The 25,157-nt window shown below is 42.2% G+C and carries 23 protein-coding genes and 2 pseudogenes; 22 read left to right on the forward strand and 3 right to left on the reverse strand.

Annotated features, from left to right (window positions below; genetic code table 11):
• Positions 1-75 precede the first annotated feature (75 nt).
• The 3 genes from tsaE to lytR are packed head-to-tail and all read left to right on the forward strand — an operon-like array spanning position 76 to position 2,227.
• A complete protein-coding gene (tsaE, locus tag D8785_RS09015; RefSeq protein ID WP_125375217.1) occupies positions 76-525 on the forward strand; it encodes a tRNA (adenosine(37)-N6)-threonylcarbamoyltransferase complex ATPase subunit type 1 TsaE in 450 nt (149 codons plus the stop codon).
• 2 nt (positions 526-527) lie between these two features.
• The gene (locus tag D8785_RS09020; protein ID WP_125375172.1) at positions 528-1,061 is read left to right on the forward strand and encodes a GNAT family N-acetyltransferase; all 534 of its coding nucleotides are present in this window, start codon (positions 528-530) and stop codon (positions 1,059-1,061) included.
• Positions 1,058-2,227, forward strand: coding sequence for a glycopolymer--peptidoglycan transferase LytR (lytR, locus tag D8785_RS09025; protein WP_125375173.1), 1,170 nt, complete (start codon positions 1,058-1,060; stop codon positions 2,225-2,227). The genes D8785_RS09020 and lytR overlap by 4 nt, the downstream gene beginning before the upstream one ends.
• A 59-nt stretch (positions 2,228-2,286) precedes the next feature.
• Here lytR and D8785_RS09030 read toward each other — a convergent pair whose 3' ends face one another.
• On the reverse strand, positions 2,287-2,580 hold the full coding sequence (locus D8785_RS09030; RefSeq protein ID WP_123159662.1) for a hypothetical protein: 294 nt from the start codon (positions 2,578-2,580) through the stop codon (positions 2,287-2,289).
• A 13-nt stretch (positions 2,581-2,593) separates the two neighbouring features.
• Positions 2,594-3,007, reverse strand: coding sequence for an HIT family protein (locus D8785_RS09035; RefSeq protein WP_125375174.1), 414 nt, complete (start codon positions 3,005-3,007; stop codon positions 2,594-2,596).
• A 67-nt stretch (positions 3,008-3,074) separates the two neighbouring features.
• On the opposite strand from D8785_RS09035, the gene D8785_RS09040 reads away from it, so the two are divergent.
• From D8785_RS09040 to D8785_RS09125, 19 genes and pseudogenes are all read left to right on the forward strand, one after another.
• A complete protein-coding gene (locus tag D8785_RS09040; RefSeq protein ID WP_125375175.1) occupies positions 3,075-3,806 on the forward strand; it encodes an ABC transporter ATP-binding protein in 732 nt (243 codons plus the stop codon).
• Entirely contained in the window at positions 3,803-4,858 is a 1,056-nt protein-coding gene (locus D8785_RS09045) for an ABC transporter permease (protein ID WP_125375176.1), read from the forward strand. Before D8785_RS09040 ends, D8785_RS09045 begins: the two co-directional genes overlap by 4 nt.
• Before the next feature lie 40 nt (positions 4,859-4,898).
• The gene (ccrZ, locus tag D8785_RS09050) at positions 4,899-5,693 is read left to right on the forward strand and encodes a cell cycle regulator CcrZ (RefSeq protein WP_023022280.1); all 795 of its coding nucleotides are present in this window, start codon (positions 4,899-4,901) and stop codon (positions 5,691-5,693) included.
• Positions 5,690-6,325: a tRNA (guanosine(46)-N7)-methyltransferase TrmB gene (gene trmB / locus D8785_RS09055; RefSeq protein ID WP_125375177.1), complete on the forward strand. Its 636-nt coding sequence runs from the start codon at positions 5,690-5,692 to the stop codon at positions 6,323-6,325. Before ccrZ ends, trmB begins: the two co-directional genes overlap by 4 nt.
• A 164-nt stretch (positions 6,326-6,489) precedes the next feature.
• Positions 6,490-6,978 (forward strand): ribosome maturation factor RimP, encoded by a 489-nt coding sequence (gene rimP, locus D8785_RS09060; RefSeq protein ID WP_174705361.1) that lies wholly within the window; start codon positions 6,490-6,492, stop codon positions 6,976-6,978.
• A 45-nt stretch (positions 6,979-7,023) separates the two neighbouring features.
• Complete coding sequence (nusA, locus tag D8785_RS09065) at positions 7,024-8,169, forward strand: transcription termination factor NusA (protein ID WP_125375178.1); 1,146 nt, start codon at positions 7,024-7,026, stop codon at positions 8,167-8,169.
• Positions 8,170-8,179: 10 nt separating this feature from the next.
• Positions 8,180-8,476, forward strand: a complete 297-nt coding sequence (gene rnpM, locus D8785_RS09070) for an RNase P modulator RnpM (RefSeq protein WP_006596879.1) — start codon at positions 8,180-8,182, stop codon at positions 8,474-8,476.
• Complete coding sequence (locus D8785_RS09075) at positions 8,469-8,768, forward strand: YlxQ-related RNA-binding protein (protein WP_120701213.1); 300 nt, start codon at positions 8,469-8,471, stop codon at positions 8,766-8,768. Before rnpM ends, D8785_RS09075 begins: the two co-directional genes overlap by 8 nt.
• A 16-nt stretch (positions 8,769-8,784) precedes the next feature.
• Positions 8,785-9,010: pseudogene (locus D8785_RS09950) on the forward strand (translation initiation factor IF-2 N-terminal domain-containing protein); the annotation flags it as partial.
• 290 nt (positions 9,011-9,300) lie between these two features.
• Positions 9,301-11,508 (forward strand): annotated as a pseudogene (infB, locus tag D8785_RS09080) (translation initiation factor IF-2); the annotation flags it as partial.
• A gap of 72 nt (positions 11,509-11,580) precedes the next feature.
• Positions 11,581-11,931: a 30S ribosome-binding factor RbfA gene (gene rbfA / locus D8785_RS09085; RefSeq protein ID WP_123160924.1), complete on the forward strand. Its 351-nt coding sequence runs from the start codon at positions 11,581-11,583 to the stop codon at positions 11,929-11,931.
• A 145-nt stretch (positions 11,932-12,076) separates the two neighbouring features.
• Positions 12,077-13,708, forward strand: coding sequence for a Na/Pi cotransporter family protein (locus tag D8785_RS09090; protein WP_125375180.1), 1,632 nt, complete (start codon positions 12,077-12,079; stop codon positions 13,706-13,708).
• 157 nt (positions 13,709-13,865) lie between these two features.
• Positions 13,866-15,017 carry an N-acetylglucosamine-6-phosphate deacetylase gene (gene nagA / locus D8785_RS09095; RefSeq protein ID WP_006597080.1) on the forward strand — a complete coding sequence of 384 codons (1,152 nt, stop codon included), beginning with the start codon at positions 13,866-13,868 and terminating at the stop codon, positions 15,015-15,017.
• Positions 15,018-15,194: 177 nt separating this feature from the next.
• Positions 15,195-15,422 (forward strand): hypothetical protein, encoded by a 228-nt coding sequence (locus D8785_RS09100; RefSeq protein WP_048715249.1) that lies wholly within the window; start codon positions 15,195-15,197, stop codon positions 15,420-15,422.
• Between the two features lies 1 nt (position 15,423).
• Positions 15,424-16,266 (forward strand): aldo/keto reductase, encoded by an 843-nt coding sequence (locus tag D8785_RS09105; RefSeq protein ID WP_125375181.1) that lies wholly within the window; start codon positions 15,424-15,426, stop codon positions 16,264-16,266.
• 257 nt (positions 16,267-16,523) lie between these two features.
• Positions 16,524-21,002: a S8 family serine peptidase gene (locus tag D8785_RS09110; RefSeq protein ID WP_125375182.1), complete on the forward strand. Its 4,479-nt coding sequence runs from the start codon at positions 16,524-16,526 to the stop codon at positions 21,000-21,002.
• Between the two features lie 338 nt (positions 21,003-21,340).
• Positions 21,341-22,258, forward strand: coding sequence for a glycine--tRNA ligase subunit alpha (glyQ, locus tag D8785_RS09115; RefSeq protein WP_000038760.1), 918 nt, complete (start codon positions 21,341-21,343; stop codon positions 22,256-22,258).
• 212 nt (positions 22,259-22,470) lie between these two features.
• Positions 22,471-24,507 (forward strand): glycine--tRNA ligase subunit beta, encoded by a 2,037-nt coding sequence (gene glyS / locus D8785_RS09120; protein ID WP_125375183.1) that lies wholly within the window; start codon positions 22,471-22,473, stop codon positions 24,505-24,507.
• 12 nt (positions 24,508-24,519) lie between these two features.
• Positions 24,520-24,777 (forward strand): DUF896 family protein, encoded by a 258-nt coding sequence (locus tag D8785_RS09125; RefSeq protein ID WP_125375184.1) that lies wholly within the window; start codon positions 24,520-24,522, stop codon positions 24,775-24,777.
• A 60-nt stretch (positions 24,778-24,837) separates the two neighbouring features.
• Here D8785_RS09125 and D8785_RS09130 read toward each other — a convergent pair whose 3' ends face one another.
• A complete protein-coding gene (locus D8785_RS09130) occupies positions 24,838-25,020 on the reverse strand; it encodes a hypothetical protein (RefSeq protein ID WP_125375185.1) in 183 nt (60 codons plus the stop codon).
• Between the last annotated feature and the right edge of the window lie 137 nt (positions 25,021-25,157).

Below are 25,157 nucleotides of genomic sequence, written 5' to 3' on the forward strand. Positions count from 1 at the left end.
TGTTTCAAGTGAGAGAGAAGGATGATTGACGAAAAATTGTGGGCAAGAATCAATTATTTTTGGTATAATGGTGGAATGAAAAGTCAAAATGAACAAGAGTTGATTGCCCTTGGGAAACAGCTGGGGCAACGATTAGAAAAACAGGATGTAGTGATTCTGACAGGAGATCTGGGGGCAGGGAAAACAACCTTTACAAAAGGCCTTGCTCAAGGTTTGGATATTCGCCAGATGATCAAAAGTCCTACTTATACTATCGTGAGAGAATATGAAGGCCGATTGCCCTTGTATCACCTGGATGTCTATCGTATTGGGGACGATCCAGATTCGATTGATTTGGATGACTTTTTGTTTGGTGAAGGGGTTACCGTCATTGAGTGGGGAGAGTTGCTAGAGACCAGCCTTCCTGCTGGATATTTAAAGGTTGAACTGCTAAAGGACGGTGATGGACGTGAGATACGCTTGTCAGCTGTCGGTGAACGTGCAGAACAATTAAGGGAGTCATTTTTGACTTCTGTAGGAGCTTGAAGATGGAACAGGTACTAGATCTCTTTTTGAAAGAGGCTGAAGCTTCGGATGCACAGTCTTTACTTGAATTTTTTAAAGATGTAGCGACTGAATCTGATTTTACGACCTTGGCTCCAGAAGGACTTGGGATGACCAAGCAAGAGTTGGAAATTTTTGCAGAAAAACAAGCACAAACAGACAATCAATTATGTCTCTTGTTATACTTGGGTGATGATCTGGTAGGCGTCTTAAATATTGTCGCGGATCAAAATAGAGCCTTGCGTCATATTGGAGATCTCTTTATTGTTATTCGGAAGATATACTGGAATAAAGGCTTCGGTCGCCTTCTTCTAAAAGAAGGAATCGCATGGGCGGAAGGTACCAACCTCCTTCGGAAGTTAGACCTCAGTGTCCAGGTTCGAAATGAACGGGCTATCCGTCTCTACCAAACGCTAGGATTTGAAATTGAAGGTCTCCGCAAGAGAGGCGTGTACAAGGAAGGGGAATATCTGGATGTTTACCTAATGGGCAAACTGATAGATGGACAGTATCAATGATTAAAAAAATTCTATTAATGTTTTTTAGTTTGTTAGCAGTAACGACGATTGGGATTGGAGCGTACGGGCTGACCATCCTTAATCAGTCGACAAATGCGTTGAGTAAGACCTATAAAGGAATCGGCGGTGAAAACAATGTCATTGCAGAAAACAAACCAATGACCATCTTGCTCATGGGGGTCGATACTGGATCAGGCTCACGAGAGGATCAGTGGGTAGGAAACAGTGATACGATGATTCTGGTGACGGTGAATCCACAGACGCGTGAAACAACGATTATGAGCTTGGAACGGGATATCTTAACCAATATTACGCAGGACGGAGAAACTGTTCAAGCTAAGCTGAACGCAGCTTATGCTCAAGGTGGGGCCGAGTTGGCCATTGAAACCATCCAAGATTTGATGAATATTCATATTGACCGTTATGCGATGATTAATATGAAAGGCCTAGTCCAACTGGTTGATAAGGTCGGTGGGATAACGGTAAACAATCCATTTGATTTCGATATTTCGATTGAAGAAAACGAACCAGAATATACAGCCAAAATTCCACCTGGTCGTCAAGAAATTGACGGAGAACAAGCGTTAGTATACTCACGAATGCGTTATCAAGATCCAGAAGGAGACTATGGTCGTCAAAAGCGTCAACGAGAAGTCATCGAAAAGATCATCAAGAAAGTATTGACTTTAGATGGTCTGAGCAATTATCAAGGAATTATTGAAGCGGTTAGTGATAATATGCAGACCAATATCTCCTTGGATACGGATAGTTTGATGCAGTTGATGGGCTATCGAGATGCCTTGAAGAACATCCGTATGGAACAGTTGAAAGGTGAAGATGCCACCCTTGCCGATGGCGGTAGTTACCAAATTGTTACTTCAGAACACCTGTTGAAGATGCAGAATATACTGCGTAAAAGTCTTGGCTTATCGCCTTTACGCAAGCTTAAAACGAGTGCTGTTTTATTAGATGGAGACGAATCTGCGGGAACTGTTTCATCAGAACGTGGTGAAGCTTCAGTAGAATCGAGCCAGGATACTGGTGGAGGATATTATGAACCTTCCTATGTTCCAGAAACTACTGTAAGCTCAGAAGCAATTACACAATACCAACCGACAGTGACTCCTTCTACGGATACAACAGTAGCCGGTGCTGGAGGAAACTAAATCATTTCTCTTCTAATAATAAAAAGGTTTTGAGACGACTGTCTCAAAACCTTTTTTGCTTATTCGTGATTCGATTTCTCAGACCAAATAGTTTGGATTTGTTCTACAGAAGCATTGGCTTGCTGAGAGAAGACCCTTGCTTTATAGGAAAAGTCTTCCAGTAATTGATTTAAAAGAACTCTTTGCTCTTGGATGATTTCAATATTTTTTTTGATGTTAGAAAGGTTTGATTGGATTCCTTCGGTTAGTTGTTTGGTTTCACTGAATTCATTTTTCAGAGGTTCGCGATTTTTAACCAGTTGATAGCTGATGGTTGCTCCAGTCGCAAACCAAAATAGATCTCTTAATTTCATAGTAAGCTCCTTTTTAATGGTTTGAGATATCCTTGGCTAATTGGGCAAGGCGATCAAAATCAGGTTCATGGGCAATGAAGTCAATTTTTAAGTCGTCATCTTGAGAGTAGCGCGGAAGAATATGGACATGGGTGTGGAAGACAGATTGTCCTGCGATTTCTTCCATATTGCTAATGATGTTCATCCCTTGAGGCTGCGTAGCATTCTCCACTTTTTTGGTCACTGTTGAAACGACGTTAAAGAGATCAGCCGTTTCATCTGGCGTCATTTCCAACAGATTGCGGGCATGTTTTTTTGGAATCACAAGGGTATGGCCTGGAGTGACCTGAGAAATATCTAAAAAAGCAAGAAACTGGTCATCTTCGTAGACCTTAGAAGCAGGAATGTCTCCAGAAACAATCTTACAAAAAATACAATCTGAAACCATAAATATACCTCAATTTAGCTAGATTTTGTTATAATATAAGAACATTATACCAGAAAGATAGAAAAATATGTTAGAAACAAAAAACCTGACAGGAGGCTATGTCAATATCCCTGTCTTAAAAGATGTTAGTTTTGAGGTTGGCGATGGTCAATTGATTGGATTGATTGGCTTGAATGGAGCAGGAAAGTCAACGACCATTAATGAAATTATAGGTCTCCTGCGTCCTTATGCTGGTGAAATCCGGATTGATGGCTTGACTCTAGTGGCTTCTCCAAGTGCTTATCGCAAAAAAATTGGTTATATCCCAGAAACCCCTAGCCTTTATGAAGAGTTAACCTTACGTGAGCATATTGAGACAGTAGCTATGGCCTATGATTTGGATCAAGAAGCTGTTTTTGCGCGGGTGACTCCTCTCCTGAAGCAATTTCGACTAGAGGAAAAATTGGATTGGTTTCCTGTCCATTTTTCTAAGGGGATGAAACAAAAGGTCATGATCATTTGTGCCTTTGCTGTTGATCCAAGTTTGTTTATTGTGGATGAGCCCTTTTTAGGCTTAGATCCAGTTGCAATCTCAGATTTAATTCAACTATTGAATGCAGAGAAAGAAAAAGGAAAATCTATTTTAATGAGTACCCATGTTCTGGATTCTGCTGAAAAAATGTGTGATGCCTTTGTCATCCTCCATAAGGGACAGGTCCGTGCCCAGGGGACTTTAGAGGAATTGCGAAAAGAGTTTGGAATGGCAGATGCGGATTTGAATGAGATTTACCTTGCACTAACAAAAGAGGCTGACCGATGATAGAAGTACTAAAAAAGAGGAAAGCGAGCTTTCGCAATCAGTGTTTGAAATATTCCCGCTATGTGTTTAATGATCACTTTGTTCTCTTTCTCTTGATTTTTCTAGGTTTTTTAGCAGTTCAGTACAGCCAATTTTTGCGCTCTTTACCAGAAGATAAGAGCCTTCTCCTCCTTGTACTTACCCTAGCTCCCTTTCTCCTGCTTCCTGTTGGTTCAATCGCAACCTATGTTGAGAAGCCAGATATGATTTTCCTCCTAGTAAAAGAAGAGGAATTGAAGGGCTATTTGAAACAACAAACCTTACGAGCGACTATTTTCTGGGGAATTGTGCAAACCTTTGTGCTTGTCCTGTTTGTCCCTTTGGCTCTGGCTTTAGGACTGTCTCTTTCCATTGTAGGGGTTTATTTGGTTGCTCTCTTTCTCTTGAAAGTTCTTGTTTTTCAAGGGAAGGGGAAAAGATTCTATAACCAGGCGGGTCTTGATTGGAAGCGAATCGTAGAGCTTGAAAATCTGAGAAAGCAAAGCATTCTAAGGTTTTTTGCCCTTTTTACAACAGTAAAAGGAATGACTAATAGCGTAAAACGGCGGGCTTATTTAGACAAGCTGACAAAAATGGTTCCGAAAGTCAGCGACAAGACCTGGAACAACTTGTATCTCCGTTCTTATCTCAGAAATGGGGATCTGTTTTCCATGAGTCTACGGCTATTAGGACTATCAATAGCTGTCTTTCTCTTCATCCCGCAAACACTAGTAGCAGTGGCTGTCACTGGACTCTTGAATTATTTACTTGTTTTTCAATTGCTTGGACTCTACAAGGCCTTTGACTATCAATATTTAACGCGACTTTTCCCCTTGGAAATTCGTGCTAAAACACGAGGGCTTCTTCAAACAGTTCAATCGGTGACTTTATTTGTGGTTCTCGTCGAAGGAGGCCTAGGATTGGTGGTCTTTGAAGACAAACTTCTGGTCTTGGCCTTGCTAGCTTTCACAGCCTTTTTAGCCCATGTTTATGCACCTTTCAAGGTGAGACGATTAGTTGACGAAACGCCTTAAAATTAGTAAAATAGATGGGAAACTTTTTACGGAGGAATAGATGGACTCGAACGAAAAAGAGCTAACGTTGACCCCAATTGCTGGTAAAAGCGGGAAAGCCTTTATGGGGACTTATCCGGATGGGGGGAAAGTATTTGTCAAAATGAATACAACTCCAATATTAGCGGGGCTAGCTAAAGAACAAATTGCTCCACAACTCTTATGGAGCCGACGCTTACCTGACGGAAATGTGATGAGCGCACAAGAATGGTTAAATGGAGAAATTTTAACTCCAAATGGGATGGGGAAAAAGCAAGTGGTTCATATCCTGACTCGTTTGCACCGTTCACGCCCCTTGATGACACAATTGAGAAAATTGGGCTACACGGCTGAATCTCCGCTGGATTTATTGAATTCTCTGAGCAGTCAATTGCCAATTGCTTTGCGTCAAAACAATTATTTGCAATCAGTGTTAAAGAGTTTACGACAAACTGTTCCAGCTTTTCGAGAAGATTATGCGACCATTGTTCATGGAGATGTACGCCACAGTAACTGGATTGAAACGGACAGTGGATTCATCTACTTGGTTGATTGGGATTCTGTCCGCTTGACAGATCGGATGATGGATGTTGCTCATGTTTTAAGTCACTACATTCCAGATTCTCAGTGGCAGGACTGGTTGGTCTATTATGGCTATAAGTACAACGAAACAGTATTTGGTAAATTGTACTGGTTTGGTCAATACTCTTTCCTTTGTCAGATTGTGAAATACTATGAAAATAATGATTTAGAAAATGTTAACCGGGAAATCTATGCCTTGCGTAATTTCCGGTCAAAATATGGGAAAGAAGCATGAGAGTTAGAAACCGCAAAGGTGCAACTGAATTATTAGAAGCCAATCCGCAATATGTTGTTTTGAAACCAGAAGAAGCCAAAGGGAAGTGGCATGAGATTTTTGGAAATGACCATCCGATTCATATTGAAGTGGGAAGCGGTAAAGGAGCCTTTATCACTGGAATGGCCAAACAAAATCCAACTATCAACTATATTGGGATTGATATTCAAAAATCGGTATTAAGCTACGCTTTGGACAAGGTGTTAGAAGCCGATGTTCCGAATATCAAGCTGCTTTGGGTAGATGGAGATAGCCTTACCAATTATTTTGAAGATGGCGAGATTGATCAATTGTATCTCAACTTCTCGGATCCTTGGCCCAAGAAACGTCATGAAAAACGTCGCTTAACTTATAAGAGTTTCTTAGATACCTTCAAACAGATTTTGCCAGAGCATGGGGAAATTCATTTTAAGACGGACAATCGAGAACTCTTTGAATATAGCTTGGTGAGTTTTTCTCAATACGGAATGACTTTAAAGGGTGTCTGGTTAGATCTTCATGCGAGTGATTTTGAGGGCAATGTCATGACCGAATATGAAAAGAAATTCTCCAGTAAGGGTCAGGTCATTTATCGAGTTGAAGCACAATTTTAAAGTCTAGATAAAGATTTACGCCTCCTGAAAAGGAGGTTTTTTTCTTTTTGGTGATAGCTGTGTGAATGAGGAAGTCGAAATTCTTGCATTTCGACGGAACTTGTGCTACAATGTTTAAAATGAATAGAAAAGGAGAGGCGAAGACATATCTTCGCCTCTTATCTGTGAGGAGGTGTTGTCCTATCGCAACAATTGTTGAATTAGTAACAGAAATTCTTCAACCAGCTATCCAAGCTCCATTTGAACTAGTGGATGTTGAATATGGAAAGATAGGAGGAGATTATGTTCTAAGTATCTTTGTTGATAAGCCAGGTGGTATTACCCTGAATGATACAGCAGATTTAACAGAAGTGATTAGTCCTCTGTTGGATCAGATTCAACCAGATCCATTCCCAGAACAGTATTTCCTAGAAGTGACGAGTCCTGGTTTGGAGCGTCCTTTAAAAACCAAAGATGCTGTGGAAAAAGCTCTGGGTCAATATATCCATGTTAGCCTGTACAAGGCAGTGGACAAACAAAAGGTTATTGAAGGAACACTCGTCAAGTTCGAAGATGACCAATTGACCATGGAATACATGGACAAAACCAGAAAGAAAACCATTGAAATCCCCTATAGTCTTGTATCGAAAGCAAGATTAGCTGTCAAATTATAGCAGAAAAGAAAGGAAGGCTCTTAGTAGCCTAAGAGCAAGAAAAGAATGAGTAAAGAAATGCTAGATGCTTTTCGCATCTTGGAAGAAGACAAAGGAATCAAAAAAGAAGATATCATTGAAGCTGTCACAGAATCATTGCGTTCAGCTTACCGGAGACGGTATGGCCAAGCAGAGAGTGCCGCTATCGAGTTTAATGAAAAGACTGGTGACTTCCGCGTTTATACCGTTCGTGAAGTAGTAGACGAAGTGTTTGATAGTCGGTTAGAAATTAGTTTGAAAGATGCTCTTGCGATTAGCTCTGCTTATGAATTGGGAGATAAAATCAAATTTGAAGAAGCTCCTGCTGAGTTTGGCCGTGTCGCAGCGCAATCTGCCAAACAAACCATCATGGAAAAAATGCGCAAGCAAACTCGTGCGATTACCTATAACACTTATAAAGAGCATGAAAATGAAATTATGAGTGGAACCGTTGAACGTTTTGATAATCGCTTTATCTATGTAAATTTAGGGTCTATCGAAGCTCAATTGTCTAAACAAGATCAAATCCCTGGTGAGGTCTTCCAATCTCATGATCGCATCGAAGTATTTGTCTACAAAGTAGAAGACAATCCTCGTGGGGTGAACGTATTCGTAAGCCGTAGTCATCCAGAAATGATCAAACGTTTAATGGAGCAAGAAATTCCGGAAGTTTACGATGGAACGGTTGAAATCATGAGCGTAGCGCGTGAAGCTGGCGACCGGACCAAAGTTGCTGTTCGTAGCCATAATCCAAACGTGGATGCGATTGGAACCATCGTTGGTCGTGGTGGATCTAACATCAAAAAGATTACTAGCAAGTTCCACCCAGCTCGTTACGATCAGAAATTGGATCGTATGGTTCCAACAGAAGAAAATATTGATGTCATTGAGTGGGTTCCAGATCCAGCAGAATTTATCTACAATGCCATTGCTCCTGCTGAGGTCGATCAAGTTATCTTTGACGAAGAAGACAGCAAGCATGCCCTTGTGGTAGTGCCAGACAGCAAACTATCTCTTGCTATTGGTCGTCGTGGTCAAAACGTGCGCTTGGCGGCTCACTTAACTGGCTACCGGATTGATATTAAATCAGCTAGTGAGTACGAAGAAATGGAAGCAAGTCAAGAGCCTGCTTTTGAAGAAGTAGAAAGTGATTTTGATTCTGTAGACGAATAGGGAGGGAATCATGGTAAAAACAAGAAAAATCCCTTTACGCAAGTCTGTTGTTTCAAATGAGGTCATCGATAAACGAGATCTCTTGCGAATCGTAAAAAATAAAGAAGGTCAAGTTTTTATCGATCCGACTGGGAAAGCAAATGGTCGTGGTGCTTATATCAAACTGGATAATGAGGAAGCACTTCAAGCTAAAAAGAAGAAAGTCTTCAATCGCAGCTTTAGCATGGAAGTGGATGAAGCTTTTTACGACGAATTGATTGCTTATGTGGATCATAAGGTGAAGAGAAGAGAGTTAGGCCTTGAATAAGCAAAAAGTCAGTAATTTATTGGGATTGGCTCAGCGAGCAGGGAAAATTATCTCAGGAGAAGAGTTGGTTATCAAGTCTGTTCAAGAAGGAAAGGCCCGTTTGGTCTTTCTGGCAGAAGATGCAGCTTCCAATCTTACCAAAAAAATCACAGATAAATGCCACTATTATGGCGTTCCGGTATTAACCGTGTTTTCAACACTAGAATTAAGCACTGCCATTGGTCGCTCACGAAAGGTTGCGGCCGTGACAGATGCTGGATTTTCAAAGAAAATGAGGTCTCTTATGGAATAGAAGAGGAGGACAGCAATTGTCTAAGAAAAGATTGTATGAGATTGCCAAAGAACTAGGCAAGGAAAGTAAAGAAGTCGTCACACGGGCGAAAGAATTAGGGTTGGAGGTAAAGAGTCACGCTTCTAGTATTGAAGGTGAAGCTGTTGAGCGTTTGGTGAATAGTTTTGCATCAAAGGCTCCTCAAACTCCTAAAGTGACGGAAGAAAAACAAGTAAAAGTTGCGCCGGTTGCAAAAGAACCCGTTGCAAAAAATTCAGAAAAAACAACTGAAACAGCTGCAGCACCTGTTGTGAAGCCAAAGAGTCGTAATTTCAAGGCGGAACGTGAAGCCCGTGCGAAAGAGCAGGCGGAACGTCGTCAACAACAAGGAAATCGACCTAAAAAACAACAAAATGATCGACGGGATGGTGATCGTTTCCAAAACAGAAATGATCGCAAAAACCAAAGTAATGACCGTCGAAATCAAGGGGATGATCGTCGTCGCAATCAAGCTGGAAATGGTCAAGGACGTCCAAATCCTGTAAACAGTGCACCCAAGATTGATTTCAAAGCTCGTGCTGCAGCATTAAAGGCAGAGCAAAATGCGGAATATGCCCGTGGTAGTGAAGAACGCTACAAGCAAAATCAGGCAGCCAAGGTTGAACAAGAACGTCAACAACGTCGCAAGCACGAAGAGGTGGTTGCAACTGAAGTTGTCACTCCTCAACCAAAGGCGGAACCAGTGAAGGCTACGCCAGTAGCGGCTCCAAGTCCTGCAACAGTTGATACACGTCGGAAGAAACAAGCTAGACCAGACAAGAAGCGTGAAGATTTTGATCGTGAAGAAGATGGTCCAAGAAAACAACAAAAGAATCGAAGTAATCAGAATCAAGTGAGAAATCAAAAGAATAGTAACTGGAATAACAACAAAAAGAATAAAAAAGGAAAGAATAACCGCAATGAGGCTCCAAAACCAGTAACAGAGCGTAAATTCCACGAATTGCCAAGTGAATTGGAGTACACAGATGGAATGACGGTTGCGGAAATCGCAAAACGGATTAAGCGTGAGCCAGCAGAAATCGTGAAAAAACTCTTCATGATGGGCGTGATGGCGACACAAAACCAATCCTTGGATGGCGATACCATTGAACTCCTTTTGGTAGATTATGGAATTGAAGCCAAGAAAAAGGTTGAAGTGGATAATGCGGATATCGAGCGTTTCTTCGTAGAAGATGGCTATTTGAATCCAGATAAATTGGTGGAGCGTCCACCAGTTGTAACCATCATGGGACACGTTGACCACGGTAAAACAACCCTTTTGGATACCCTTCGTAACTCACGTGTTGCGACAGGAGAAGCCGGTGGGATCACCCAGCATATCGGTGCCTACCAGATTGAGGAAAATGGCAAGAAGATTACCTTCTTGGATACACCTGGACACGCGGCCTTTACTTCTATGCGTGCACGTGGTGCCTCTGTTACCGATATTACCATCTTGGTCGTAGCGGCAGATGACGGGGTTATGCCTCAAACTATCGAAGCTATCAACCACTCAAAAGCGGCTAACGTTCCAATTATCGTTGCCATTAACAAGATTGATAAACCAGGTGCCAACCCAGAACGTGTAATCGGAGAATTGGCAGAACACGGCGTTATGTCAACAGCTTGGGGTGGAGATTCTGAGTTTGTAGAAATTTCAGCCAAGTTCAACCAAAACATCGATGAGTTGTTGGAAACTGTCCTACTTGTAGCTGAAATCCAAGAACTCAAGGCAGACCCAACAGTCCGTGCTATTGGTACCGTTATCGAAGCGCGTTTGGATAAAGGAAAAGGTGCGGTTGCAACCCTTTTGGTTCAACAAGGTACTTTGAATGTTCAAGACCCAATCGTTGTTGGTAATACTTTCGGACGTGTCCGTGCCATGACCAATGACCTTGGACGCCGTGTGAAAGTGGCTGGACCATCTACTCCGGTTTCTATTACTGGTTTGAACGAAGCGCCGATGGCAGGTGACCATTTCGCGGTTTATGAAGATGAAAAATCAGCGCGTGCAGCGGGTGAAGAACGTGCTAAACGTGCTCTTATGAAGCAACGTCAAGCTACACAACGTGTTAGCCTTGAAAACCTTTTTGATACCCTTAAAGCTGGTGAACTCAAGTCTGTTAACGTCATCATCAAAGCTGACGTACAAGGTTCGGTTGAAGCCCTTGCTGCATCACTTCAAAAGATTGACGTAGAAGGTGTGAAAGTGACTATCGTTCACTCAGCAGTTGGTGCTATCAATGAATCTGACGTGACTCTTGCCGAAGCTTCAAATGCCTTTATCATTGGTTTCAACGTACGCCCTACACCACAAGCTCGTCAACAAGCAGAAGCAGACGATGTAGAAATCCGTCTCCACAGCATTATCTACAAGGTTATCGAAGAGATGGAAGAAGCCATGAAGGGTATGCTTGATCCAGAATTTGAAGAGAAAGTGATCGGTGAAGCGATTATCCGTGAAACCTTTAAAGTCTCTAAAGTGGGTACCATCGGTGGATTTATGGTTCTCAGTGGTAAGGTCACTCGTGATTCCAAAGTCCGTGTCATTCGTGATGGTGTTGTGATTTATGATGGAGCTCTTGCTAGCTTGAAACATTATAAGGATGATGTCAAAGAAGTGACCAACGGTCGCGAAGGTGGATTGATGATCGAAGGCTACAACGATATCAAGACGGATGATACCATCGAAGCTTACATCATGGAAGAAATTAAAAAATAAACTGTTAATTAGGAAAGAAGAGAAGAATTCTCCCATTTCCTAGTTTTAAAAACAGATCAGAAAGGAGTTCCTATGGCAAGTCATTTTCGGACAGACCGAGTAGGGATGGAAATCAAGCGGGAAGTCAACGAAATTTTGCAAAAGAAAGTTCGTGACCCGCGTGTTCAAGGTGTCACCATTACGGATGTTCAAATGCTAGGCGATTTGTCTATGGCTAAGGTCTACTATTCGATTATGAGTGACCTGGCTTCAGATAATCAGAAGGCTCAGACAGGGCTGGAAAAAGCAACAGGAACCATCAAGCGCGAATTAGGTCGGAATTTAAAACTGTATAAAATTCCAGATTTAACCTTTGTCAAAGATGAATCCATTGAATATGGAAACAAAATTGATCAAATGTTACGAGAGCTTGATAAAAAATAATAAACAAAACGATAGATTCTGTAGAGTCTATCGTTTTTTTTATGGAAAAATTCAGAAGAAATTTCAAAAAAAACTTGTGTCCAAGTGGTGGATGTTTTAAAATAGAGTGAGTAAACTTTTATCGAATGATGATGGAGGAAAAGGAATGTCCATTGATTGGCAGAACATTTTATTTAACTTCTTAGGTGGTTTGGGACTATTTTTATATAGTATTAAAACCATGGGTGATGGCTTGCAACAGGCTGCAGGGGACCGCCTTCGCTACTATATCGACAAATATACCAGCAATCCATTTTTAGGAGTGCTCGTAGGGATTGTCGTTACTGCCCTTATCCAATCTAGTACAGGGGTAACTGTCATTACGGTTGGATTGGTAAGTGCAGGCCTCTTAACGCTACGCCAAGCAATTGGAATCATCATGGGGGCAAATATCGGGACAACCGTCACTTCCTTTATCATCGGTTTTAAGTTAGGAACTTATGCCTTGCCGATTATGTTTGTCGGTACCGTCTGTCTCTTCTTTACCAAGAACCGGATAGCCAACAATATTGGTCGGATCTTATTTGGGGTTGGGGGAATCTTTTACGCCTTGAACCTCATCAGCGCAGGAATGAGTCCTTTGAAAGACTTGCCAGAGTTCAGCCAATACATGGTGACTCTTGGGAAAAATCCAATCCTCGGAGTTCTCGCAGGAGCGATTATCACAGTCTTGATTCAGGCTTCTTCTGCAACCATTGGGATTCTGCAAGGTCTCTACTCAGGTGGTTTTTTAGATCTTAAGGGAGCTCTGCCAATTTTGTTTGGGGATAACATCGGAACTACCCTCACCGTGATCATTGCTGCTATGGGGGCCAATATTTCTGCCAAACGGGTTGCGGCGACCCACGTCTTATTTAATGTCATCGGGACCGTTCTTTGTATTATATTATTGGGACCATTTACCAGCATGATTGAGTTCTTCCAAGCTCAGTTACATCTCTCACCAGAGATGACTATTGCCTTTTCACATGGTGCATTTAATGTGACCAACACCATCGTTCAATTCCCATTCATCGGGGCTTTGGCTTACTTTGTAACCAAACTGATCCCTGGTGAGGATGAAGTTGTCAAATATGAGCCACTCTATTTGGATGAGAATCTGATTACGCAAGCTCCTTCAATTGCCTTGGGAAATGCAAAAAAAGAACTCTTGCACTTGGGAACATATGCTGAAAAGAGTTTCGACTTGGCCTATCGCTATATTGTAAATCAAGAAGAAAAACTAGCTGAAAAAGGCCATAAAACGGAAGAAGCGATTAATACCATCGATGACCAGTTGACCAAATACTTGATCCGCTTGTCTAGTGAAGCTCTGAGTCCAAAAGAAAGCGAATCCTTGACCAATATTTTGGATTCGTCTCGTGATTTAGAGCGGATTGGAGACCACGCGGAAGCTTTGATCAACCTGACGGACTACCTCATTCGGAAGAAAGTTGTGTTTTCTGACAATGCCTTGGCTGAATTAGAAGATATCTACCAACAAACTGCGACTTTTGTTAAAGATGCGCTTAGAAGTGTAGAAGAAGATAACCAAGAGTTGGCGGCAGAGTTGGAACAGCGCCATCAGGCCATTGAAAAACTCGAAAAGAAATTGCGGAAGACTCATATTTCTCGTCTGAACAAGGGCGAGTGTACACCTCAAGCAGGTGTCAACTTTATTGATATCATCTCTCACTATACACGTGTTGCAGACCATGCCATGAATTTAGCAGAGAAGGTGCAATTGGAGCAGATCTAAAAAAGCAAAAAATCCAGTTCTTTGAAACTGGATTTTTTATCTCATTTATAAAGAATGTTAATATATTTAAATAAAATAGGTCTAGACCATTTACAAATACAGTACAAAGGATTATAATGTGTATGAATATATCGGTAGAAAAAGAAAGGAAATCACCATGACAACTTATATACAAGCAGATCAATTCTTTTATCCCCATGGCATTCGTAAGGGAGGATATCTAGAAATTGTCGATGGCAAATTTGGGAAACATGTAGATCAGCTACCAGAGGGAGCTACTGTTTTGGACTATACAGGCTATAGTATTGCTCCTGGTTTGGTCGATACGCACATCCATGGATTTGGTGGAGTTGATGTTATGGACAACAACATCGAGGGAACCCTTCATACTATGAGTGAGGGGCTCTTGAGCACAGGGGTCACTAGCTTTTTGCCAACAACCTTGACCTCTTCTTATGAGCAATTATTAGCAGTCACTGAAAACATTGGAGCACGCTACCAAGAAGCATCTGGTGCTAAGATTCGTGGTATTTACTTTGAAGGACCTTACTTTACAGAGAAGTACAAAGGGGCACAAAATCCAGCCTACATGAAAGATCCTCGAATGGATGAATTCCGTGCATGGCAAAAAGCAGCCAACGGCTTGCTCAATAAAATTGCCCTTGCCCCTGAGCGAGATGGTGTAGAAGACTTTGTCCGTACAGTGACAGGAGAAGGGGTAACGGTTGCCCTTGGTCACTCCAATGCAACCTTTGACGAAGCCAAAAAAGCAGTGGATGCTGGGGCTAGTGTCTGGGTACATGCCTATAACGGAATGCGCGGTTTGACGCACCGTGAATTGGGAATGGTTGGGGCTATGTACCAACTTCCTCATACCTATGCAGAGTTAATCTGTGATGGCCATCACGTTGATCCAAAAGCCTGCGACATCCTTCTCAAACAAAAAGGAGTGGAAAATATTGCCTTGATCACCGACTGTATGACAGCTGGTGGCTTGGAAGATGGCGACTATATGTTGGGTGAATTCCCTGTTGTCGTAGAAAATGGAACAGCCCGTTTGAAATCGACAGGGAACCTGGCTGGTTCAATCTTGAAGCTTAAAGATGGATTGAAGAATGTTGTTGAGTGGGGCATTGCCAATCCTCATGAAGCGGTCATGATGGCGAGTCTCAACCCTGCTAAATCTGTCCATATTGATGATGTCTGTGGCCAAATCCGTGAAGGGTATGACGCTGACTTTATTGTATTGGATAAAGATTTAGAGTTGGTAGCAACCTTCTTGGATGGCCAAAAACGATTTGAAGCTTAATGGTGAAAAAGAGGTTCAACTACGAATCTCTTGCTATCGCCAAACTAAAAATTGAATTTCTTCTATAAGCTGGGATGAGAGTCTCAGCTTATTTGGATTGGATTCCCTGATCTAGCCATTTGTCTCTTTGCTCCGATACATGGTATAATGAAAGTAATTGAATCGCGAGGTAGTTTTATGAATAAGATAAACGTACGTTTTTTATTGATGGGCTTGTTTTTCTTTATCTACGGTATGTTGCGCCGTAGTCCCGTCATCCTAGTGGCAGGTAGTGCCTTTTTACTCTATGCCTTTTTTAGTAAATCGATGGTGCAACCGAAGGAAAATATCTTTAAGCCAAAATTGCGCTTGAATGCGAAGACTTCTAAGTCTGGTGAAAAAACAAAGGAAAGTAACGGGAAATAAGATGAAGAGCTACAAACTAAATGACGGACGCCACATTCCTGTACTAGGTTTTGGTACTTGGAAGGCGAAAGATGGCGAGGAAGCTTATCAAGCAGTAAAAGCAGCCTTAGAAGCGGGCTATCGCCATATTGATACGGCAGCCATCTATCAAAATGAAGAAAGCGTCGGAAAGGCTATCAAAGATAGTGGTATTCCAAGAGAAGAGCTTTTTGTAACGACCAAGTTGTGGAATAATCGTCACACCTATGAGGATGCTGTTAATGGCCTAGAAGAATCTTTGCACAAATTGGGACTAGATTATATCGATTTGTACCTCATCCACTGGCCAAATCCTGTGACTCATCGAGAAAATGAGGCCTGGAAAGAACGGAATCGTGAGGTTTGGAGAGCCATGGAAGATATGCAGGCAGTGGGTAAAATTCGCTCGATTGGCGTGAGTAACTTTTTGCCTCATCACCTAGATGCTTTGTTTGAGAGTGCCAAAGTTCTTCCAGCAGTCAATCAGATCCGCTTGGCGCCTGGAGTTTATCAAGAGGAAGTAGTCCGTTATTGCCGTGATAAAGGAATTTTATTGGAGGCATGGGGTCCATTTGGTCAAGGAGAGCTTTTTCAAAATGAGACAGTTCTTGCATTGGCTAAAAAATATAGCGTTACTCCAGCCCAGCTTCTTTTAGCTTGGAGTTTAGCAGAAGAATTTTTACCTTTGCCTAAATCAGTGACTCCTGAACGCATTGCAAGTAATCTGCAATGCACTACAATCGAATTGGCTCTAGAAGACTGTGAGCTCCTTCGGAAGATCCCAGTAGAAGCGGGAGCGCCAGATCCAGATACCAAAGACTTTTAAGATAGTAAGTTAGTTGATTTATAAAAGACAGTGAGAGTTTGCTCTCGCTGTTTTTTTGTGCAATGAGATAAAAAACGGACGATTAGTTTTAGTTTTCTAATTATTCGAATCGCAAAACCACTAAAAACAAACAAAAAAACAACTAATTAAAGATATTGTTCGGAAATATTACAATTTGATAACAAAGTTAATGTTGAGTGAATTTTCTGAAAAATTAGGAGTATAATAAGAATAATTTAGTATATAGGGGGAATTTTATGAGTAAACAGCGTTTCTCATTGAGAAAATATAAATTTGGTGTTGCATCGGTGCTGTTAGGATCGGTTCTTGTCTTTGGAGCAGGGAATGTAAGTGCGAATGAAACAAAACAACCAGAGACTGCAGTAGTTGCATCTGCAGAAGCAAATCCAGCGTTGCCAACTCCTGTAAGTGATCAGGCAAATGAGCAGATTAGAGACTCAGTAGTTGAAAATGGTAAAGTTGTTGACGAACCAGCCTCTTCAGAAAAAGGGGCAACAAGTCCATCTGTCGAATCAGGTAGCCAAGTAGTTGCCCAGGAAGCAAAAACAGAGGATAAAGCTACTGAAAAGCAAGTAGAAGCTGTAACTAAAATTGAGGCTAAACCTGCAGAAAAAGCAAGTGAGGGACAGGAAAAAACAGAAGTTAAACCCTCTTCAACAGAGGAGAAGGCTGAGGCTAAACCTGCAACAGAAGCAAGAGCTGAAAAGAAAGCTGAAGACAAACCATTCAGTATCAGCAGCAATACGATGATTAATGTGCCTCAAACTTGGGAAAAAGGCTACAAGGGTGAAGGGACTGTTGTTGCAGTCATTGACTCTGGTTTAGATGTCTACCATGAAGTATTGCGGATTTCAGACCCGACAAAAGGGAAGTTCAAAAATCAAACAGAATTAGAAGCTGCAAAAAAAGCAGCGGGAATTGATTACGGAAAATGGTACAACGATAAGGTCGTCTTTGCTTATGATTATATGGATGGAGATGACAATATTAAAGAAAAAGACCATGATTCACATGGTATGCACGTAACAGGGATCGCGACTGGGAACCCTAACAAAAAAGCTGGGGATGGCAACTATGTATACGGAGTTGCTCCAGAAGCCCAAGTGATGTTTATGCGAGTCTTCTCTGATCGTAGTGGATCAACCAGTGATGTTGTCTATGTGAAAGCAATTGATGACGCAGTTGCATTGGGAGCTGATGTCATTAACATGAGTTTAGGATCTGCGACAGGTTCTACAGTGAATGCTAGTCCCGCCGTCCGGGAAGCCATCCAGCGAGCACGAGCAAAAGGGGTTAGCGTCATTATCGCGGCAGGAAATAGCAATACCTATGGATACGGTTATGACAACCCAAGTGCTGACAATCCTGATTACGGTGTCGTGGGCAGTCCTTCAACTGTAGAAGAGTCTATTTCGGTTGCCTCAGTAAATGACTCGGTTGTAACAGAAGAAGTCTTTACAGTTCGTGGTTTGGAAGAAAATGCTGACTTGGACAAAGGGAAATTCACCTATACAGCAGCTGAAACAGATGTCAATTTCGAAAATGGGAAAGAATATGACTATGTGGATGCTGGCTTGGGACGTGAGAGTGATTTAGAAACTCTCGATTTGACTGGTAAAGTCGCCCTCATCAAACGTGGTGAGATCACCTTCTCGGATAAGGTCGCTAATGTCTATAAAAAGGGAGCAATTGGAGCCCTTATTTACAACAGTGTCGAAGGCGCGAGTGTCAAAATGGGCCTCGGAGGGGATGCGAGAAAGATCCCTGCTGTTTTCATTTCTAAGCGCTATGGAGAAGCGATTAAAGGCAAAGACTACAAGATAGTCTTTGATGGTAGCCTGGATAACCGTCCAAACCCTGATGCAGGGAAGATATCCGAATTCTCTAGTTGGGGAGTTTCAACGGATGGCCAATTAAAACCGGATGTCACAGCACCTGGTGGATCGATCTTTTCATCTCTAAATGACAATAGCTATGGTAGTATGAGCGGAACCAGTATGGCCTCCCCTCATGTAGCTGGAGTATCGGCTTTGGTGAAGGAATACCTCCAAGCTCACCATCCAGAACTTTCACCAGAGAAGCTATCTGCAACGGTTAAGGCCTTGATCATGTCAACCGCAAAACCGCACTTCAACAAAGAAACGGGCGCCTACACTTCGGTACGTCAACAAGGGGCGGGGATTGTGGATACTGCTGCAGCGGTTTCAACAGACCTGTATGTAACGAATGAAGATGCTTACCCAAGCGTCACACTTGGCAATGTCGAGGACCGTTTTAGTTTTGATGTAACCGTTCATAATATTTCTGATACTGACAGAGAGTTGAAGATGATTGTGAATACTACTACTGACGATGTAAAAGACGATCACTTTACCTTGAAGCCACGGAAATTAACAGAGACGGTATGGCCAAATGTAACCGTAAAAGCTCATAGTAGTCAGACAGTGACGGTGACTGTCGATGCGTCTAAGTTTGCAGAAGAATTGACTAAATTGATGCCGAACGGTTACTTCCTAGAAGGATTTGTCCGCTTTGTGGATCCAGCAGATGACGGCGATGTGGTTAGCATTCCATTTATGGGCTTCCGTGGTTCTTTCCAAAATATCCCTGCTGTTGAAAAACCAATCTACAACTTGGTAAGAGAAGGAAAATCAGGATTCTACTATGATGTTCCAGAAACCAAACACGTGCCATCAAATGCGAATGTAACATCCTTAGTCTCTAACGCTAACGACGTGCTCTATTCGACTGCTAAGAAGAAAACAGCAGAACGAAGCCCAATCGTTCTTGGGACAGTAGAAACTCCAGAAGGTTTGAATGTCCTCCATTTAGATGCGGATGGCAATGTACGTCTGGCTATTTCTCCAGATGGAGATGGAAACAAAGATTACGTGCAGTACCGTGCTGTAGTCTTGCGAAACCTAAAAAAAATGAAAGCAGCTGTCTACAAGGCGGATAATCAAGCATTTGCTCAGCCAGTTTGGACAAGTACAGGAACTTTCTCTGCTCGTAAGAATTACTTTGACGGACGTGGGAAACAATCTTATCTAGTCGACAACACGGCTTGGGAAGGAACTGATGCCAAGGGTGAAAAGGTGGCGGATGGTCACTATGTCTATGAGGTTCGTTATACACCAGCAGTTCCAGGAGCAGACGAGCAAGTTGTTCGCTTTAACCTCCAAATTGATACCCAAAACCCAGTCTTGACTTCAGGTTACACAACCAAGAAGGATGGAGTAGAAACCTTCTATGCTCGTAAAACAAAAGATGTTGGCAATGGTGGAATCTTACGAGAGCAAGTCTTCTATGTCAAGGCCTTTGATGAAGAGGGGACCTTGGTTAAGGAGGGGAAAGACGGCCTAGGGAAGACTAGTCGCTTTGAAAACCGTGTCTATTTAACGACGAATGAAGATGGTGGCTATACTCTTCCAGAAGGAATCAGTAAAGACTTACTTTACTATGTGGTAGAAGACTACGCTGGAAACCGTGACTTTGCTTCTCTTGCTGATTTTGCTGGTACTGAAGATAGTGGCCGAATTAAGGTGTCAGTCCTAGATGCTGATACACATCAAGAATTAGATACCGATTTTGTCTACCGTATCAAGGATGATCAAGGACGGTATGTCAACTTAGACAAAGGGAAAGAAATCAATTTCCTTAAGTTTGGTAGCTATGTTGCAGAACTCTTTGCCTATGATAAATCAGATCTGAAACTCGTCAGCGAACGAACTCAGAAATTTGAAATCACTGCAGAGGATAGCTTTAAGACCATCGAATTCTTGGCTAAAGAGATTGTCACTGCACCTTTGAGTCTGGTCTTTGATCAAGCAGTACCAAGAACAACACCAGTTGTCTTGAAAAATGAAGCTGGAGAAACCTTTGTTCTTCCAGTTCAACGCTATGGTAAGAATGCCTTTGGAAAAGATGTCCCAGTTGGAACCTATACGATTTCAGTCGGTCTACCAACAGGCTATGAGTTATTTGAGGATGCACCGACTGTGACCGTTCTGGCGGACCAAAACAATCTCGCGAAACTTTCTGTTGTCATTAAGTCCCAATTGTTGCAATTGTTAGCTCAACAAGCTAACTTGACCAGCACTCCTCAGTACTTTAATGCAACGAGTGAAAAACGTTTAGCCTATGATGCAGTTTATCAAGAAGCTCAGAAAGCTCTTGCGACTAAGTTGTCACAAGCAGAAGTTAACAAAGTCCTTTCAAATCTTGAATTGGTAACAAGTCAATTAGATGGGAAAGAGTCTGATTTTACAGCACTTAAATCAGCCATTGCTGCCTATGATGTGACCTCAAAAACAGGTCGTTATGCGAATGCTAAAGATACTGCTCGGCGTGCCTTTGATCAAAGCTTTAAGGAATTGGCCCTCTTGCTCGTTCGTGAAGGTGTGACACAAGAGCAAATCAACCAAGCACTTGCGAACTACCAGACTGCTGATCAACAGTTAAATGGGAAAACAACTGATTTTTCAAGTCTTAAGAAACTGATTGCGTCAGAACTCCAGTTCCAAGCTAAGAACGCTAAGTTTATCTATGCAGCAGATAAGGTGAAGGTGAACTACCTTCAAGCCTTTATCCGCGCTCAAGCTGTACTGGCTAATCCTGGTGCTAGTCAACAGGAAGTCAAGGCGGCCTTAGCAGAGGTTAAAGCTGCTAAGAAAAAATTAAATGGGAAAAAACCAAAGGTTGCAAAACGCCCATAACCTTACCCTTTCTTTGAAAGGAATTTATACAAGTCTGAAACAACTGTTTCGGACTTGTTTTTTGTTTACACTCGAATAGAAATCTGCTATAATACTAGTCAAGAAAGAAAGGCTTATGGCGTTTTTTTAGCGAGCTTGGGACAGTGAAAGCCAAGTAGAACAAAATAGGCAAGTGGCGCTTTCTCTCAGTAGATAGCTGAGTACAGTAGAATAAAATGAAGTAATAAATTAGGGTGGAACCGCGTTTCTGACGCCCCTAGGTCACTTGACTTAGGGGGAAGACACGGTTCTTTTTGTATTCTAGGTCGCAAGAAACTATATTAATTAAGGAGTATTTAATGTCTAAGAAATTAACCTTTCAAGAAATTATTTTGACTTTGCAACAATACTGGAATGATCAGGGTTGTATGCTCATGCAGGCTTATGATAACGAAAAAGGTGCGGGAACCATGAGTCCTTATACCTTCCTCCGTGCCATTGGTCCTGAACCATGGAATGCGGCCTATGTAGAGCCATCACGTCGTCCAGCAGATGGACGTTACGGGGAAAACCCAAATCGCCTTTACCAGCACCACCAATTCCAAGTGGTTATGAAACCATCCCCATCAAACATTCAAGAACTTTACCTTGAGTCATTGGAAAAACTGGGTATCAATCCTTTGGAACACGATATCCGCTTCGTTGAAGATAACTGGGAAAACCCATCAACAGGATCAGCAGGTCTTGGTTGGGAAGTATGGTTGGACGGTATGGAAATCACTCAGTTCACCTACTTCCAACAGGTTGGTGGCTTGGCAACAGGTCCTGTTACCGCTGAGGTCACCTATGGTTTGGAACGTTTGGCTTCTTACATCCAAGAAGTAGACTCAGTTTATGATATCGAGTGGGCTCCAGGTGTTAAATACGGAGAAATCTTCCTTCAACCAGAATATGAGCACTCAAAATACAGCTTTGAAGTTTCAGATCAAGATATGCTTCTTGAAAACTTTGAAAAATTTGAAAAAGAGGCCGGACGTGCTTTGGAATTGGGTCTCGTTCACCCAGCCTATGACTACGTTTTGAAATGTTCACATACCTTTAACTTACTTGATGCTCGTGGAGCGGTATCTGTTACAGAACGTGCCGGCTACATTGCCCGCATTCGTAACTTGGCCCGTGTCGTAGCTAAGACCTTTGTTGCAGAACGTAAAAAACTTGGTTACCCACTGCTAGATGAAGCTACACGCGCCAAACTCCTAGCAGAAGAGGAAGAATAGACAGAATTACAGGAATAAATGACTGAAAGTCGACCGTAGGTCGCTAAATAAAACAAGACCGCTGTAGTGAAAGTCGGATAAGAAGTTTCTTATCCGACTGGGGAACTGACGAGACTTAAGGCTTGACAGTTAGCAATGAAACCGAAGGTTTGCTTGCGTCCCCCACTACTAAAGGTCTTGTTGAAGAACATTAATTGTGTAAAGGAAAAAACATGACAAAAAACTTATTAGTAGAACTAGGACTTGAAGAGTTACCAGCCTACGTTGTCACACCAAGTGAAAAACAATTGGGTGAGAAAATGGCAGCCTTCTTGGATGAAAACCGTCTTTCATATGAAAGCATTCAAACCTTCTCAACTCCACGTCGTTTGGCTGTTCGTGTACTTGGTTTAGCAGACCAACAAACCGATTTGACTGAAGATTTTAAAGGACCTTCTAAGAAAATTGCCTTGGATGCTGATGGAAACTTCTCAAAAGCAGCGCAAGGCTTTGTCCGTGGAAAAGGCTTGACTGTAGATGACATCGAATTCCGTGAAGTTAAGGGAGAAGAATACGTTTACGTGACGAAACATGAAGCTGGAAAACCTGCCAAAGAAGTCTTGGCCGGCGTTCCAGAAGTACTTGCTTCATTGACTTTCCCTGTCAGCATGCACTGGGCTAACAACAGCTTTGAATACATTCGTCCAGTTCATACCTTGATTGTCCTTTTGGGTGATGAAGCGCTTGATCTCGACTTCTTGGATATCCATTCAGGTCGTGTGAGTCGCGGACACCGTTTCCTTGGACATGAAGTGGAAATTACCAATGCGGATTCGTACGAAGAAGACCTTCGTACCGTTTACGTCATTGCAGACAGCAAAGAACGTGAAAACATGATTCGTGAGCAAATCAAAGCTATTGAAACAGAACAAGGTGTTCAAGTCCAAATCGAAGAAGGACTTTTGAATGAAGTCTTGAACTTGGTCGAATACCCAACTGCCTTTATGGGAAGTTTCGATACTAAGTATTTGGACGTTCCAGAAGAAGTCTTGGTGACATCAATGGAAACGCACCAACGTTACTTTGTTGTACGTGACCTTGACGGTAAGCTTAAACCAAACTTCATCTCAGTCCGTAATGGGAATGCTGAGCACTTGGAAAATGTTATCCGAGGAAATGAAAAAGTCTTGGTGGCGCGTCTCGAAGATGGTGAATTCTTCTGGCGTGAAGACCAAAAACTCAAGATTGAAGACCTGGTTGCTAAATTGGCACACGTGACTTTCCATGAAAAAATCGGTTCTCTTTCAGAACACATGGCCCGTGCTGGTGTCATTGCGGCTTCCTTAGCTGAGCAAGCTGGCTTGACTGCTGAAGAAAAAGCTGCTGTAGCTCGTGCAGCAGAAATCTACAAATTTGACCTCTTGACTGGTATGGTTGGAGAGTTTGATGAATTGCAAGGAATCATGGGTGAAAAATACGCCCTCCTTGCTGGTGAAGATGCTGCAGTAGCGACAGCTATCCGTGAGCACTACCTGCCTGATGCAGCAGACGGAGCCCTTCCTGAAACCAAGGTTGGTGCCATCCTTGCTCTTGCGGATAAATTGGATACCCTTCTTTCCTTCTTCTCAGTCGGTTTGATTCCGTCTGGTTCCAATGACCCTTATGCGCTTCGCCGTGCAACACAAGGGATTGTTCGGATCTTGGATGCCTTTGGTTGGAACATCCCGATGGATGAGTTAATCGATAGTCTTTACGGACTTTCATTTGCTAGTCTTTCGTATGCCAATCAAGCAGAAGTGCTCAACTTCATCAAGGCGCGTGTAGACAAGATGATGGGACGCACATCTAAAGACATCAAAGAAGCTGTACTTGCTGGTTCAAACTTCGTGGTAGCGGATATGCTTGAAGCGGCTGAAGCTCTTTCAGAAGCTGCTAAGACTGATGGTTATAAGGCAGCTGTTGAGTCACTCTCTCGTGCCTTCAACTTGGCAGAAAAAGCAGATGCTTCAGTAGCGGTCGATGCTAGTCTCTTTGAAAATGATCAAGAAAAAGCCTTGGCTCAAGCAGCAGAAAGTCTTGAATTGACAGGTTCAGCTAGCGACAAATTAGCTCAACTCTTTGCTCTCAGCCCAGTCATTGACGCTTTCTTTGACAATACCATGGTTATGGCAGAAGATGAGGCTGTTAAAAATAACCGTTTGGCCCTTCTTGCTGGTCTTGTAGCGAAGGCTAAGGCTGTCGCCGCTTTCAACCAATTGAACACAAAATAGAGGTAAAAGAATATGGATCCTAAAAAAATTGCTCGTATTAATGAGCTTGCTAAAAAGAAAAAGACGGAAGGTTTGACTGCAGAAGAAAAAGTTGAACAAGCCAAACTTCGTGAAGAGTATATCGAAGGCTATCGTCGTTCCGTTCGTCACCACGTGGAAGGAATTAAAATCGTGGATGAAGAAGGAAATGACGTGACACCAGAAAAACTACGTCAAGTCCAACGAGAAAAAGGCTTGCATGGCCGTAGCCTTGATGATCCCAATTCATAAATAGACAATAGAAAACTCGATCAGATGTTGAACTGATCGAGTTTTCTAGTTCTATATGGGCTACTCTGAATCCTTATCTCTATTTTTGTAGTTTTTCCATTGATTTTTAAATATCCAAATGGAGACGGCAAGAACAAAGGTAGCTGTCCAAAAAATCCAAGGGACAGGAGTTTGTAGGAAAAAGTAAACTGCAATAAGATCGGCAACTAGCAGGCCAAGGAGAAGGTATTTCTTATCTTTCATAGAGTTATTGTATCACAATTTGCTTCTCTAGGTCTATTGGTTGATAGAATGAAATAGGATGAGGTTTTTAAAGAATAGGAAGTTTTTATCTTGAAACGGTGTGTGGATAGAGGAAAGAATCTCAAGTGCATCCTGGT

It is taken from the genome of Streptococcus australis, from assembly GCF_003943615.1.
Taxonomy (GTDB): Bacteria; Bacillota; Bacilli; order Lactobacillales; family Streptococcaceae; genus Streptococcus; species Streptococcus australis_C.